We start from the raw sequence: 15,571 nt of genomic DNA on the forward strand, positions 1-15,571 counted from the left end.
CTCCGAGCATGGAGGCCCCCGTCGGCAGAGCCGGCGCTGAAGCTTTCTATAAGGATGCTTGGGCGATGTCGTTGGTTACCGGTGCAGGGTCGCTGGAGCGGACGCCCAGTGAAGTCCTGATCGCTTTAAAAATCGCGGTTGCCGATTCGACGATTGGCGTGCCAGGACCAAAGATTCCGGACACCCCGTTTCGATACAGTGTGTCGTAGTCGGCCACCGGAATCACGCCGCCGACAAACACCGGAATGGAGTGCGAACAGTGCTGCTTCAGATTGGCTACCAGATCGGGAATCAATACCCTGTGGGCCGCCGTAAGCGACGAGATACCCACCGCATGAACGTCTCTCGACAAAGCGAGGCGGGTGACGTCCTCGACCGTTGCAAACAACGCCCCGGTGATCACCTCGAAACCGAGGTCGGACAATGCGCCGGCGACGACGCCGATTCCCCGGTCGTGCCCGTCCTGCCCAAGCTTGGACAGCAGAATTCGAGGGGGGTGTCTAGTTATGTCGCTGAACTCGGCTATGTTCTGTTTCAGCTCCAGCCATTGCTGATCGTTCTGGAATTCAAGCTCGTAGACACCAGGCAGGACTTCCATTTTGACGTTGTGCCGGCCCCACGCCCCTTCGAGCGCCGAGGAAATCTCGCCGACGGTGGCGCGCACGCGGGCTGCGCGAATCGCGAGCCACAGAAGGTTAGGCCGGCCAACGGCATCGTGTTGGCATTGTGCGGCGTGCGCCAATGCGCTTAACGCATTGTCGACCGCGCGTTGATCGCGTGTCCTTTTCAGTCGGCTCAGTTTCTGCAGTTGCTCGTTCAATACTTCGCTGTTGTCGATCTTACGTATTTCGTTCTTGATTTCATTTCCGACATGCTTGTATTTATTTACACCAACGATCATATCGGCACCAGAGTCGATGCGGGACTGTTTTTTTGCCGCGTCGTGGGAAATTTTTCGCTTCACCCATCCAGAATTGATTGCTTCGATCACGCCTCCCAGTTGATCGATCTCTTCGATGATCTGCAATGCCTGCGACGCCATCTGTTGCGTGAGGGATTCCATCATGTACGAACCGGCCCAAGGATCCACAACCTCGGGGATGCGGGTTTCCTCCCGGATGATCAACTGCGTATTGCGTGCGATGCGCGCCGAAAATTCACTGGGAAGCGCGATCGCTTCATCCAGGGAATTCGTATGCAGGGATTGCGTTCCACCGAATACGGCCGCCATCGCCTCGATCGTTGTGCGAACGACGTTGTTGTATGGGTCCTGCTCGGTCAACGACCAGCCGGAGGTCTGGCAATGAGTTCGAAGGATCCGCGAGCGCTCGCTCTTCGGATTGAATTCACCGAGCAATCCAAACCAGAGCTGCCGGGCAGCCCGCAGCTTGGCGATCTCGTGGTAGAAGTTCATACCGATCGCAAAGAAAAAACTCAGCCGGCCGGCAAAATCGTCGACGTTCAGGCCGCAACCTACCGCGGCGCGAACGTACTCCCTGGCGTTCGCCAACGTCAACGCAAGCTCCAGTTGCGGAGAGGCGCCGGCCTCTTGCATGTGATAGCCCGAGATCGAGATTGTGTTGAATTTCGGTAGATTTTCGGTGCAATAACGCATCGTATCTGTCGTGATGCGAATTGAAGGCTGTACCGGATAGATATAGGTATTGCGAACGATGAATTCCTTCAGAATGTCGTTCTGAATGGTTCCCGTCAACGCGTCTTGACTGACTCCTTGCTCCTCGGCGGCGACGATGAAACACGCCATGATCGGCAGCACGGCACCGTTCATCGTCATCGACACGGATATCTTATCGAGCGGGATGTCGTCGAACAGGGTCTTCATGTCCTCGACGGAATCTATCGCGACACCGGCCAATCCAACGTCGGCAGCGGCACGCGAATGATCGGAGTCGTAGCCGCGGTGCGTCGGTAAATCGAATGCGACAGAAATTCCGTCGACCCCACCTCTCAGTGCATCCCGGTAAAATGCGTTGGATTCCTTCGCCGTCGAGAAACCGGCATATTGACGTATGGTCCACGGGCGCGAGGTGTACATCGTCTCGTAGGGACCCCGGAGGTAAGGCTCGGCGCCTGGCAGCGAGTCTTGAAATGGGAGTCCGGCTGTGTCGGCCGCCGTGTATAACGGCTTGAGCGGGACCTCGTCTATTTCCCGCTCGAGAATTTTTTTTGTGGACAACGCCGGGTTGCCGGTTTTAGAGCAATCAGTCATGTCACTTTCCTATAGAGATCACGTCCAGCCGTGACCGGCACGCCGGACATGTTGAATAAATGTTCCAGAGTGCAGAGGGTTGCTGGAATCATTTCTCCAACGTCATGTTGCCGTTTTCCCTCACATATCCCCGTCGCTTTGCCCGGCTTGGACCAACTCTATGAGCACGCCTTCGCCCGATAGTGGAAAGGTGTCATTGGAGGAGGGATGGATGAATGCGATATCAGTGCCGCTGGCGCCGCGTCTGATGCCGCCGGGCGTGAATCTCACACCTCGAGCGCTCAGCCAGGCAACAGCGGCCTCAAGATCGTCGACCGACAGCCCGATGTGGTTCAGCGCCGGTGTTGCCACACTCGGCTTCCGGGCCGAATCGAGCGGCTGCATCAGGTCTATTTCGACCGCACCTGCGCCGGATCCCGCAACCAATATGTCTTCGTCGACATTTTCAGAAGAACTCTGATAACTACCGACCATGTGCAAGCCGAGCAGGCCTGCCCACAGATTCAGCAATCGGTCTTTCGAATTCCCGCCTATCGCAATGTGATGAATTCCGAGAACTCGAAACGGCCTCGATGACATGCTTGCTCCTTGGCTGAAGACTAGTCAGAGCGGAAACTCTGGCGCTTTGACAGCTTCCATGCGGCAGCTGGCGAGCGCGTGGACGTGCGCGCTCAGGGCTTGAAGTTCAATCAGCCTGTAAAGCTTCTTCAGCTCGACCTTCACCCCTATTGCTTTGACGATGTTGCGCTGAACCTGAACCGCTAGCATCGAGTCGCCGCCCAGTTCAAAGAAGTTGCTATCGTTGGCGATATCCCCGCATCCGAGCAAGCGTTCCCAAATTCCCTTGATAACCGCGACTACCTCGGGAAGCGTGATTTCCCCCTGTATCGCGTGATGTGGCACTCCGAGGTTTTCGGGCATGCCAGCATCGAGGCTCGCCTTCCGGTCATCGTCGAGCCATGCGCGTTTTCGTTCGAACGGATAGGTTGGTAACGGGATCAGCGGCGCATCTGTCTCAGCGTTCACCGCATTCCAGTCAATATCGCAACCGTGGCTCCAGCAGGCGGCCATTGCCTCGTAGAGGACGCGCACATCGTTCGCCGTGTTCCGGTGATGCTTGCACGATGGGACCACCGTGATAGGCTCGGAACTGTCGGTCTCGATGAGCGTGGTAAGCGTTTGTCCTGGGCCAACCTCGAGAAAAACGCGCTGCCGATCCGCCGCAATCGTTCTCAGCCCCTTGTCAAACATGACGGTCTCGCACATATGGCTGACCCAATAGTTCGAATCGACCGCGTCGTCGGCGCTGATCCAGGTACCCGTCACGTTGGACGTGAAGGGCGTTTCCGGACGATGGAATTGCGAACTGAGCAGAACTTGCAGCAATCGCGGTGCTGCGTGCCGCATCTGATAGGAATGGAACGCGTGCGAGGGTTGGAACAGGCGCGTCGGCATGCCGAGCCGCGACAGTTCTTCGACCGCCTCTGCGACCGAGAGACTCGTTCCGGCAATGATGGTCTGGTTCGGACTGTTCTTTGCCGCGACGGCTGCCCCAGACGCTTTCACGATCGCTTCGATCCGCTCATCGCAGGATGACACCGCGTACATGCAGCCGCCCGGCGCCTCCTGCATCAACGTGCCGCGCGCTACGATGACCTTCAACGCGTCTTCCAGGCTGAATACGCCGCTTAGCGTAGCCGCAACATACTCGCCAAGACTGTGGCCCAGATATGAGTCCGGGGTCACCCCGAAGGACAGCCACAGTTTTGCCAGCGCATATTCGAACGCATACATGCACGGCTGCCCATACTTCGAGCTTCGTATGATCGAGGTCGCTTCTGGATTGGCAACGTCGGATGAATACACGAGCGCCTTCAGATCCACATCAAGCCATCGTTGGAGTATCGCGAAACATTCGTCGAGCGCTGCCCTGAAAACGCCAAATCGTGCATAGAGACCCGCCATCATGTTCAGGTGCTGGGGGCCGAGCCCGGGGAACAGGAAGGTCACGCGGGACGTCGTCCCCGTACCGTAATCGTGTTGCGAAGCGAGCTTCGACAGTTCTTCATCGAGTTCCGCAAGCGAGTTGCAGACAATGGCCGTACGGTAGGCCCAATGCCGACGGCCGACGCTCAAGGTCCGGCTGATGCTTGCCAGGTTGGCATCGCGATTGAGTGTGATGAAACTTCGCAGGCGCGCAATGGTGGCGCGCAGGGCATCCGGGGTTTTCGCCGATAGCGGGACGATGTAGACATGTCCGGATTCGTTTGCCGCAAGGCCACGCCGCTGCATTGGCGCAGGGGGGGCGGACAACACGACGTGCGCGTTCGTCCCGCCGAAGCCGAATGAGCTGACGCCTGCGTATAGGCGCCTGCCGGCGGTAGAAGGCAATTGCTCGGCCCGATTGCTAACCCGGAATGGGCCCGACGAGAACGGGACATCGGGATTCGCAGCATTAAAATTCAGTGTAGGGGGCGCGAACCCCGTCTTCATGACCAAAGCGGTTTTGATGAGCCCGGCGACCCCTGCAGCGGTGCTGACGTGGCCGATGTTGCTCTTGAGCGCGCCCAACAGACAGTTATGCCCGTCGGCGATGGCGTCGGCGAATGCTTCGTTCAGGGCGGCGACTTCGATCGGGTCTCCGATCGCGGTGCCGGTGCCATGTGCCTCCACATAGACGATGTCGGCAGCGCGAATTCCTGCGTCACGGTGAGCACGGTGAATCGCGCGGCTCTGTCCGAAAATCGATGGCGCACTGAATCCGGCGCGGTGCGAGCCATCGTTGGTTACCGCCGACCCCTCGATGACGGCGTAGATATGGTTACCATCCCGGATCGCGTCGTCAAGTCGTTTGAGCAGAATGACCCCGGCGCCGTTGCCGAAAATGGTGCCGCTAGCGTCACGGTCAAAGGGGCGGACCTTGCCGTCCGCGGATTCGATACCGGCTTCGCCGTGCAGATAACCGACTCCGTGGGGCGTGATAACCCGGCAGCCCCCCGTTAATGCAAGCGTGCAATCCCCAGCCTGAAGATTGCGAACCGCATTGTGGATGGCCACCAGCGACGATGAACAAGCCGAGTCGATGTTGAACGCCGGGCCGTCAAGATTGAGCTTGTAGGCCACCATCGCGGCGGAATAGGTTCTGTCGTTGAACAGCAGCGCCCGCCGTTCGCCGAACATTTCCAGAAACCCAGGGTCCTTGCGGGAATAGTCATGCAGGTAGTTCGTTTTGCCCACTGACGTGAAAACGCCCACGGTGTCGTCCGGGTCCAGAGCGGTTTCTCCTGCATCCTCGAGCGCTTCATGCGCACATTCGAGCAGGAGGCGGAACTGTGGATCCAGTAACTCGGCTTCCCCTTTAGTAAAACCGAAGAAATCGTAGTCGAACGTCTCGATGCCGCTCAGCTCAGCGGTAGTGCGAACGTACGCCGGGTGCGCCAACAGATGCTCGGGAACGCCGCGATCCTTCAGCACGGCGTGAGGCACTTCGCTCAACAGGGAGTCCCCTGCCATAAGATGGGACCAGAATTCGTTCACCGTCTCGCACTGAGGGAATCTGCACGCGATTCCGATGATGGCCACCTTCACTTGCTTGCCGGTGTCGGTCGGCTCACGTCCGGCCGGCGCATCACTGTGAATCATGGCCCTGTCGCCCGAAGGGCGGCCGACGATCATGGCGTCGAGGTGGCGCGACAACGACTCGATGCTAGGATGGCGGAATAGATCGATCAAAGGAAACTTCAAGCCGAACTTAAGCGATATCTTGCGATGTATCGCCGCGAGCTTCAGAGAGTCGGCACCAAGTTCGAAGAAATTCCTGCTGGGATCGGGGCGTTCGATGCGCAGCGCCTCGCCGCAAATCCTCGATACGTCGGACAAGCAGTTGCCGTGCGCGTACCTGGGAGTATCGTTTGACGGCATTGCTGCAGGCAGGGCCGGCAGCGCTTTACGGTCCTTTTTCCCGTTTGGCAACAACGGAATGCGCGGAACATGGACGAAATAGGTTGGAATCATCTGGCTCGGAATGATTTCCGAAAGCCTCTCGCGGATCGCTACCGGGTCGACGCTTGCAGTCTCTGAAGCGGTCTCGACATAGGCGATCAGCGCGTCCTCGCCCTGGTTGCCGGGCGCTACGCTCACAACAACGTCCTTGATCAAGTCGATTCGCAAGATGGCCTGCTCGACATCCCTGATTTCGATCCGATTGCCGCGAATCTTGACGAGTTGGTCCTTGCGCCCCACGTGCACCAATGAACCATCAGGCTGACGGCGAGCCAGATCGCCTGTATGGTAAAAATAGAATGAGGTGTCTTCCGGATCCCGGCGCACTTTGGCAGCGCTCATGTCGGGAGCATTCCAGTAACCGCGAGTCACATATCGGCTGTGGACGACGATTTCACCCATTTCGCCATCTCCAACGGTTGCTCCGTCCTCTGTTTGAAGCAAGATGTTCTTGCCAGGTACCGGGTATCCTAGGCCGACAGAACCGTTGCTGTGCTTGCCAATGAAATGCTGCGTAATCGCACCGGTTTCGGTCGAAGCCAGCCCGCACGAAAGCTTGCACTCCTCAGCGAAATGTCGCCTGAAACCCTCGACGTCCTTGTCATACACCGCTTCGCCGCCGAGCTTGACGATGCGTATGCTTTTAAAGATGTGAGCGGCGTCGACCCACTCCAGCAAACGGCGGAAAATCGTCGCGATCGAGCAATAAAGCGTAATGCCTTCCGCTTCAATCCATTCCGGCAAGAACGAAAGCTCCTCTGTCTTGACCGACAGCACATGTAGGGAAGCGCCCGTGAGAAGTGCATTGAACGTGTCACGAATGCCACCGTATACGTTGCACGGGTAGAGGAGGGACTGCCGGTCCGCAGCGGTGATGCCGAACGATGCGCCATGGGTCCGCGTGTTATGCAGAAGATGCCCGTGCGTCTGCATAACACCCTTCGGGGTTCCCGTCGAGCCGGACGTGTAAAGCACGTAGGCGAGGTCGCTTCCCACTGCAAGGGGCTTGGATTTGATCCATCCCGCATCTCGTTCGATGTCGGCAACATCCAGCGCGCGGACGTCGGGAAACTCGTCGCCGATACCGCCCAGCGATGTGGAGTCGGTGAGGACAATCGGGCACCCTATATCCCGAATGATTTTCGCGTTGCGCGTGGCAGGTGCGCTCGGATCAAGCGGAACGAAAGCGAATCCTGCCTTGAGAATCCCCAGCATGCTGGCGATGAAATCGATCCCCTGCGGAATCAGGATGGGTACAGGACTACCCGGTGCCACGTGCCCGATCCGGTTCGCAACGAATGCTGAGACGGCATTCGCGTGCATATTGAGTTCGCGATAGCTGATGCGGCCGCTGCTCGTGCAAATTGCCGGCTTGTCACCGAATGATTCCGCCACTTTCTCAAAGCGGGATTGAATGCTACCGTCGATTTCCGTGTCACTCCACGGAAGCAGGGTTGATTCGATCATGTGAAATCCAGAATGGTGGCGAAAGAGCTCTCGGCCGGTGCTGTCTGGCGGCTATAGCTACCAACAACGCAATCCAGCGAAAGGTCTATTGATTAAATATGGTGTCGAGTACGTGCCGCATGGAACCTGGGCCTACGATCGAGTGATGATCTTCATCGACGTGGATTGTCGTAGCGCGCAGGCGGAGGTTTCGTAGCGACGCTAGATCGTTCAGATCGCAGCGCTTCAGGATCTTGAAATCGCTGGTGCGCGTTGCGACGTAGTTGATGATCGGCGCGCTCGGCAACAGTGGCCGGTGCAGCAGCAGTGCGTCGTAATTGGCGGTGTATTCCGCGAATAGGTCCGCGAGGTCTTCTGCCGACATGCCGTGCAGCGCTGGGTGCTTTCGGGAAGCGAGATCGCTGATTTCACGCACCCGCAACGATGCGGGAAGCGACGCGATCAGTTCCATATCGATGCCCGGATCTGCTCCACCAAGAAGATCGCGGAAAAAGCCGTGAAGGAACTGCGGTGCGTTTAGCTCGGTGGCGTCCACTCCCGGTTTGCCGCCGGACCATGAGTCGAGAAGTGTGACCGAGGTGACGTCCGTTCCTTCCTCTTCGAGGACGCGCGCTACTTCCAGCGCGACGATCCCCCCCATCGACCAGCCAATCACGTACACCGGGCGCGCGCCAAGCTGGGTTCGCGAAAACTCGCGCGCGTAGGTACGCGCCAGGCTTTCGACAGAACGAGGCCGGCCGTCGCCCGGAGACTGAAATGCGAACATCGCGACGCCGTCGGGAAGCAATGCCGTCAGCGGTCTGTAGCAGAGAACATTGCCCCCTACAGGATGGATCGCAAGCAGTACCGGTCCGTCTCCCCGGGCCATCCTGATCACCGCCGGGATATCGTTGACGGAGCTATGTTCAAGCGGGAGCGTCTGTATGGCCTTGGCTTGCTCCGCAATAGTGCCGAGCCGGAGCAGCGAGGACAGTTGCATGTTCACATTGAAGTGAACGTTTATCTTCGTAAGCAATCGCACTGCAGAAAGGGAGTTGCCACCAAGATCGAAGAAATCGCGGTTGACGTATGTCACTTCGACCTGAAGAACGGATTCCCACAGATCAAGCAATTCCTGTTCAGTTTCATCGGACGGCAGAAGCTTCGCTGCCATGTCTGCGGGGCTGCTGTGAGCTAACGCGAGCAGTGCCTGCTTGTCGATTTTTCCGTTGACTGTCACCGGAAATTGCCGGATCTCCAGCAGCAGGTTGGGAACCATGTAATGCGGCAGGCGATCACCCAGTTCAGCACGCAGGCCGTCGATATTCAGATGCTCCGACTCCGAGGCGCCTTGGCAGAAAGATACCAACCGGCTGTCCGAGTTCGCCAGATCTTGAACGAGCGTCAGACTCTGCTGGATACCCGGAATACTCGACAAGACAGCATCGATTTCGCCCAACCCGATTCGGTGGCCGCGAATTTTTACCTGCGCGTCGCGCCTGCCGAGAAATTCGAGGCTGCCGTCCGGCAGATACCGCCCGTAGTCGCCCGTTCGGTACATGCGCAGACCAGACGGATGCGTGATGAAACTGGCATGGGTTCGATCGATGTCGCCATAGTACTCGCGCGCTAGCCCCAGTCCGCTAATGTGGAGTTGACCGGAAACCCAGGTGGGGACATCGTTCAGGTTCTCGTCCAGCACATGGTATTGCTGATTGCTCAGCGGCCATCCATAGGGAACGCTAGTCCAAGCCGGATCGAGATTTTGGATCGGGAAGAAGTTCGACCATATCGCCGCTTCTGTGGCGCCGCCGAGGCCGATCAACGTCGGCGTGTGTTCCAGCGACTGGATTGCGTTGACAAGTGGCAGCGGGATCCAGTCGCCGCTCAACATGACCAGACGGAGGCTATTTAACAGCGCTCGATGTCCGGCTTGGGTGAATTCGAGCAACATTGCGAAGAGGGCGGGAACGGTGTTCCATACCGTAACCTTATGGTCCCTGAAGCAGCGCACCCATGCCTCGGGCGATGGGTGCTCGCCGTGACTCGGCAAAACCAGTGCGGCTCCGCTGGCGAGGGTCGCGAAGATGTCAAACACCGACAGATCAAAATTCAAAGCTGATACGCCGATGACTCGATCGTCAGCAGTCAGCCGAAACCTTCGGATGCAATCGTGAATCGTGTTCGCAGCGGCCCTATGGGTGATCGCTACCCCCTTCGGGAGCCCGGTCGATCCGGAGGTGAAGATGACGTAGGCAAGATCGTCGGTCCGCTTCTCACGCGGTACGTTGTCGGTGTCGACGCGCTCGCTTTCGCGTGAGTCGAAGAACTCTTCAATCGAAAAGACGGTCACCCCTGCGGGAGCCTCGATTTTGTCGATGCTCGCGCGGTCCGCAAGAATGATTTTCAACCCTTCGGTCGCCAGCAAATGCGCTAGGCGAGGCCGCGGGAGGTTGGCAGAGAGGGGCAGATAGGCGCCGCCCGACTTAACGATCGAAACAGCGGCTGCCACCTGTTGCCAGCTCTTTTCCGAGACAATGGCGACCAGCGTGCCTGGCGCAACGCCGTGCCGAACCAGTCGATGCGCGGCACGGGTCGTCGCGCGATGGAGCGTGGCGTAGTCAATCGTGCGCTCTTCGCACACGACTGCGGCATTGTGTGGAAATTTCGTTGCAGCCGAATCGAACAGCGCGTCCAACCGATCATTCGGAAAAATGCATTCGGTCGCATTGGCCCGCGTTCTTGGCTCGACGTGCTGTTCGTCCAACGCCGGCAGGCAGGATTGTTCGGCGAGGTCGCTTGTGCTCGTCAACGCAAACACATGAGACTTGTACGCGCTGAACATTTGCTCGATGACGCCTGCGTGGAACACAGCGTCGACGGAATCCCAGTTCAGAACGATACGCCCGTCGGCCATCGACACCTGATGGTCGAGATAGACCTGAGGGGTGTTCAAGGCGCCCAGTTGATCTGTCCAGCCTAGATCGGGCAGACTGCACTCCTGTAGTAGTGACTCGCTGCCCAGCGTGCTCGCGAACACGACGGGTAAAACGGGATAATCACCGCTTGTCATACCCAGATGGCGCAGGATAGCAACGCCGCCGATGTCCGAATGCTCCATCGCGGTGAGAAACTGCGAGCGGACGGCACCGGCTCTGCTGCGAAACGATCCGTCACAGGGCGCGGCCTCCAGCAGTAGCGTATCGCTGAAATTCCCGACGCTGTACCGGAACGAGTTGTCGTCAAGAGGGCGTTTCGAGGTCAGTACATTGAGCACGAAGGTCTTGTTTTCCGACCACATCCGCAGAATGTCGATGTACGCCACGCAGATGAACTGCGTGAGACTGACACCGCATCTTCTTGCCTGGAGGGCGAGATCTTGCGACTGCTCCACGGAAAGGGCGAAGCGCCGCCTGGTGAACACGGCTTGTTGCGGAAACCGAGATGGATTGATGGTTGGCAACTGAGGTGCGGCCGGCATTTCGGCGCCGCGGCGGGTCCAATATTCCACAGAGGCTTGCGCGTCGCGTGACCTTGTCCCGGTCTCTTTTAACGCGAGATACGCCCGATAGCTGCTCTGAGGCGGATTGGGCAGGGATTTGCCGGCATATAGACTGAGCAGCTCGGAGAGCACAATTCGGATGGAAAGACCATCGACGGAAAACAAGCGAAAAATCAGATTGATATAAAATCCGCCGTTCACGCGGTGCACGCGGCACATTAGCTTGACCGGGTCACTCAATTGGGGAATAGCGAGCTGATCAAGTGTAGCCATTCGGCCTGGATCAAACGCACCGGCTTCCGCCCAGTCGTTACAGGTGACAAACGTCTCGGATTCGACGACTGACATGCTCTCGGCAATGACCTGCCTGCCATCGTGCGTAATCTGGCTGCGCAACATCGGATGTCGCTCAAGAATGACGCGTAATGAATACGTCAGGCGCGCGAGGTCTAGCTCCGGGGCGAAATAACTCCGATATACAAATGCCGGAGTGCTCAGCTTGAGGCCGCCCTCTTCGCCGATCCAATAGGCCTGCTGAAGCTCTGACAGCGGAAAAATGATGTCATCCCGATTATCCGCCGTTTTCAGCTTTGCCTGGTTTTCCATCCCATTTGTTCTATTGCGAGTAATGCTGGGAGAGTTCATTGTCAAAGGGTCTGATTAATGATTGTCGTTTGTCCAATCCTGTCCCTCGCGCAGATATTTCACGCGCGAGACCGGCTTGCAGAGCACTTTCGTTTGTATAGCTAACGCCGAACTCACTTCTTTAAGATCTGGATTTTTAACGAATCGAATTTCGATAAAAATACCCATCGCAACGGTTCGTGCGACGATAAAAGAAGGATGGCAGTCCCAGTCCAAGTGAATTTTTTAATACTGTGAGCTTATATTGATCAACCAGTTCGGCAGATTGTTTGTTAAAATGGTTTCAATGACTGTATCCGTCTTTGTCAGTATGAGTGTGGACACAGTTAGCAGTCCGACTCCCATTAGTGTTTTACCGTAATTTCCGACAATGAGCGCTGCGCCGCGTCGTTTTTGAAAATACTCGCGCGACAGAAATCCGATGGCGATCAAGGGAATACCGGCTCCGATCCCAAACAGGCTCATCAAAATAGCGGTCTGCGCCAAGCTATGGCCATGGCTTGCCAGCGCTATGGCGCCACCTAGCGTCGGACCGACGCATGGACTCCAAACCAAGCCGAGCACCAGTCCCAATACGAATTGCCCGGACATTCCGCCGCCGTTCACTCTGGACAGGAGATTCTCCCCGAGTGAAGAAACTCCGGATACGGCCAACGCAAATTTCACTTGCAGCGGCCTGGACAACTGAATACCACCGAAAAGGCCAAGCAGGATCGCTCCAAATACGCGTATTGCCTCTTGATCGAGCGGCACTCGGGCGCCTGCCGCAGCCAGCGTCGTGCCGATAGTCCCAAACGAAATCATCAAACCGCCGGCCAAAGCCAGCGGGCCGAACCGGTGAGTGCCGACCGCCGTAGTGAGCAGGATCGGAACCAAGGGCAGAACGCAAGGCGACAAGACGGAAAGCATGCCTGCCAGAAGGCCGAAGAAATAGGTAAGCACACCAAATTGCACGCCGCACTCCATGAAAAATTTTCGGGATCTATCAACGAAAAGCCTTTCGGCTGTACGAGTGCCTGATTTAGATAGCCTTTTTCATGAGGGTTTCGATGCTGTCCTTGTTTTTGTCTCCGATTGAGCGTCCCACTTCCCGGCCGCTCTTGTAGACAAGAATGGCGCTTTGCTTGGATACGTTGAGTTCTTTCAGGATGTCCTTTTGACTGTCGAAATCAACAGTCATCAGCGTCACGTCTTTAAATGCATCGCTTTTCATTACTGAGTCTTCTACGGGAACCTGCACCTTACAAATTGGACACCACGGCGCCCGAACCGAAATAATGACAGGCTTACCAGTGTGCGCAAGATCATCAAACATTTTTTGATCAAAGGGAGCGGTGGTCCCCGCGAAGGCCGTCATCGAGAAAAGCAGCGCTGCTAATGCAGAGGGCATCATTCTTGTGAGCTTCATATGATCTCCTAGGGTGATTGTTTGCTACTGACTTCAGGGACACACTAAACTGTGGTGCCGGTTCTCTGGAGGCTCAGCGACATGGCAGTGAGTCCTCGAACCGCTTGATGCAACTAGAATAGAGCTTGTAGTTAGATCGATCAGTCATGTACGCCAGTCGACTCTGCTAGGCATCGTAAGGACAGCTTCAGTTGAACGCAACTGAAGCTTTCCTGACGAAGAGTTCAGGGAGTACCACTTGCGTGGCACGATAGATTCGTTGCGGGGTACGCCGGAAAAGGAACGAAGAGGAATATGCGAATCCTTCTTGTTGAAGACGAAAAGAAGCTTGCCCATGCAATCCAGGAGCACCTGGAGAGCGCAGGATACGAGGTGCGTGTAGCCGGGACAGGCGAGGATGGCTTCTTCCTGATGAGCACCACGCCCTTCGATCTTGTTGTGCTCGATCTGATGCTGCCGGGGCGTGATGGCATCGAGATCCTTTCCACGCTGCGTGCGCGTAATGCGACCACGCCCGTGATCATCATTACGGCGCGAGATGCCGTGGAAGACCGCGTACATGGTTTGGACACCGGTGCCGATGATTATCTGGTCAAGCCGTTTGCATTGCCGGAACTGCTTGCGCGGATACGTGCGCTGCTGCGGCGTGGTATTTCAGAGACCAAGCTCAAGCTCGAATACGCGGGCCTCGAAATGAACCTGGTAACACGCGAGGTGACACGCGACGGCTGCTCGATTGATTTGACGTTCAAGGAGTTTGAGATACTGGAATATCTGCTGCGCCATTGTGGCAGTACGGTCACCCGCGCCATGATCGTGAGCGACATTTGGCAGGAGGTAGCGCGTGCAGCGCCACTGGACAACGTGATCGACGTGCATATGGCGCGGTTGCGCAAGAAAGTTGATGCAGGTTTCGAGCAACCGCTTGTCCACACCATCCGTGGCGTGGGTTTTATCTTGCGGAGCGTCCGGTGAGGCGACGCTCGCCCGGGCGTGTCCGGCGACGACTCACACTGTGGTACGCCATCTCGCTGACGCTGATCTGCCTGGTGTTTTCGGGCTGTGTATTCCTACTCACGCGTGCCAACAGCCTGCTGCTGTTGCGCGCACAGATGGACCGTGACATTGCGCAGGTCGAGCAGGTGGTGCGCGAAAATGGGGCCCCCACGATAGCTGGATTGCGCGAGAGCGCAATTCTCGTGCGTATTGCCCTGCAGGGACAGTCGACAGAAGCCTCGCGGGCTTGGCAGGCGAGTACCCTGGACGTCCCCCCGGACTCGAAGAGTGCGTACTGGATCGAACGAGCATCCAACGGCCGGCACTACTATCTGCATACCGCAACTGTCCAGCAGGCGGGTGTCACCTACAAGGTGACTGTGGCGGAAGACATCGAGCAGACCTACGCCATTGGACGCAAGCTGCTTCTGATGCTGGGGGTTGGGTTTCCGTTCGCCCTGCTGATCAGCCTGGCGGGGGGCTACGTGCTTGCTGGTCGCGCCATCGTGCCGGTTGGCACCATGGCGCGCATGGCCCGTGAGATTACCGCCGACAACCTTTCACAGCGTTTGCCTGTCTGCGACCCGAACGACGAATTCGGACACCTGGCGGCAGCTTTCAATGACACCCTGCAGCGGCTTGAAGATGCGTTTGCCCGCATGCGACGGTTCACATCCGACGCCTCGCACGAATTGCGCACACCGCTCACGGTCATTCGCAGCGTCGGAGAAAACGCATTGCAGTACCCGCTGGACGCTGCTAAGCAGAGCGATGCGATAGGCAGCATTCTCGAGGAGACCGAACGCTTGGTTCAACTGCTCGACGGCTTGATGACGCTCGCCCGTGCAGAGGCCGGTGCACTGTCCTTGCAACGCACCGAATGCGACCTCTCGGAAGTGGCTACTAGTGTTGCCGGGCACCTGCAAGTGCTGGCTGAGGAAAAACGGCAAACTTTGGTCTGCAGGAACATCGCGAGAGTCGATGCGATGGTAGACCCAACAACGATCAGGCAGGCGCTATTCAACCTCATCGCCAATGCGATTCGCTATACCCAATGCGATGGACACATCGAAGTCTGGACTGATATGGTTGTCGATGACGCTGTGATCGAAGTTCGTGACAACGGCCCGGGCATTGCTGCTGAACACCACCAACGCATTTTTGATCGTTTCTATCGCATTGACGCAGACCGCTCGCGGGAAACCGGTGGCGCAGGCTTGGGGCTCGCGATTGTCCGGTGGGCGGTGGAGCTAAACGGAGGCGTAATCGAATTGGAATCGGTTGTCGGAAGGGGAAGCATATTTCGCGTGCGATTTCCGGCGCGTCCCCATCGCTAACGCTT

General features: G+C 57.3%; 8 protein-coding genes. 2 read left to right on the top strand and 6 right to left on the bottom strand.

Going from position 1 to position 15,571, the window contains the following annotated elements; genetic code table 11:
- Positions 1-46: 46 nt before the first annotated feature.
- From scpA to BGI01S_RS04855, 6 genes are all read right to left on the bottom strand, one after another.
- Entirely contained in the window at positions 47-2,230 is a 2,184-nt protein-coding gene (gene scpA, locus BGI01S_RS04830; RefSeq protein WP_042322885.1) for a methylmalonyl-CoA mutase, read from the bottom strand.
- 120 nt (positions 2,231-2,350) lie between these two features.
- The gene (locus BGI01S_RS04835; protein WP_042322887.1) at positions 2,351-2,809 is read right to left on the bottom strand and encodes a VOC family protein; all 459 of its coding nucleotides are present in this window, start codon (positions 2,807-2,809) and stop codon (positions 2,351-2,353) included.
- 24 nt (positions 2,810-2,833) lie between these two features.
- Positions 2,834-7,699 carry a type I polyketide synthase gene (locus BGI01S_RS04840; protein WP_042322889.1) on the bottom strand — a complete coding sequence of 1,622 codons (4,866 nt, stop codon included), beginning with the start codon at positions 7,697-7,699 and terminating at the stop codon, positions 2,834-2,836.
- Between the two features lie 85 nt (positions 7,700-7,784).
- Positions 7,785-11,786 (bottom strand): non-ribosomal peptide synthetase, encoded by a 4,002-nt coding sequence (locus BGI01S_RS28920; RefSeq protein ID WP_052400413.1) that lies wholly within the window; start codon positions 11,784-11,786, stop codon positions 7,785-7,787.
- A gap of 264 nt (positions 11,787-12,050) precedes the next feature.
- Positions 12,051-12,779, bottom strand: coding sequence for a cytochrome c biogenesis CcdA family protein (locus tag BGI01S_RS04850; RefSeq protein ID WP_157004118.1), 729 nt, complete (start codon positions 12,777-12,779; stop codon positions 12,051-12,053).
- A gap of 67 nt (positions 12,780-12,846) precedes the next feature.
- Positions 12,847-13,233, bottom strand: coding sequence for a thioredoxin family protein (locus BGI01S_RS04855; protein ID WP_042322895.1), 387 nt, complete (start codon positions 13,231-13,233; stop codon positions 12,847-12,849).
- A gap of 294 nt (positions 13,234-13,527) precedes the next feature.
- On the opposite strand from BGI01S_RS04855, the gene BGI01S_RS04860 reads away from it, so the two are divergent.
- Positions 13,528-14,208 carry a response regulator transcription factor gene (locus BGI01S_RS04860; protein ID WP_042322897.1) on the top strand — a complete coding sequence of 227 codons (681 nt, stop codon included), beginning with the start codon at positions 13,528-13,530 and terminating at the stop codon, positions 14,206-14,208.
- Positions 14,205-15,566 carry a sensor histidine kinase gene (locus BGI01S_RS04865; RefSeq protein WP_042322900.1) on the top strand — a complete coding sequence of 454 codons (1,362 nt, stop codon included), beginning with the start codon at positions 14,205-14,207 and terminating at the stop codon, positions 15,564-15,566. The genes BGI01S_RS04860 and BGI01S_RS04865 overlap by 4 nt, the downstream gene beginning before the upstream one ends.
- Positions 15,567-15,571 lie beyond the last annotated feature (5 nt).

Origin of the sequence: Paraburkholderia ginsengisoli NBRC 100965 (assembly GCF_000739735.1) — a bacterium.
Lineage (GTDB): Bacteria > Pseudomonadota > Gammaproteobacteria > Burkholderiales > Burkholderiaceae > Paraburkholderia > Paraburkholderia ginsengisoli.

Excerpts from the sequence above, each read along its gene's own strand:
- scpA (WP_042322885.1), bottom strand. The coding sequence starts at position 2,230 with ATGACTGATTGCTCTAAAACCGGCAACCCGGCGTTGTCCACAAAAAAA.
- BGI01S_RS04835 (WP_042322887.1), bottom strand. The coding sequence starts at position 2,809 with ATGTCATCGAGGCCGTTTCGAGTTCTCGGAATTCATCACATTGCGATA.
- BGI01S_RS04840 (WP_042322889.1), bottom strand. The coding sequence starts at position 7,699 with ATGATCGAATCAACCCTGCTTCCGTGGAGTGACACGGAAATCGACGGT.
- BGI01S_RS28920 (WP_052400413.1), bottom strand. The coding sequence starts at position 11,786 with ATGGAAAACCAGGCAAAGCTGAAAACGGCGGATAATCGGGATGACATC.
- BGI01S_RS04855 (WP_042322895.1), bottom strand. The coding sequence starts at position 13,233 with ATGAAGCTCACAAGAATGATGCCCTCTGCATTAGCAGCGCTGCTTTTC.
- BGI01S_RS04860 (WP_042322897.1), top strand. The coding sequence starts at position 13,528 with ATGCGAATCCTTCTTGTTGAAGACGAAAAGAAGCTTGCCCATGCAATC.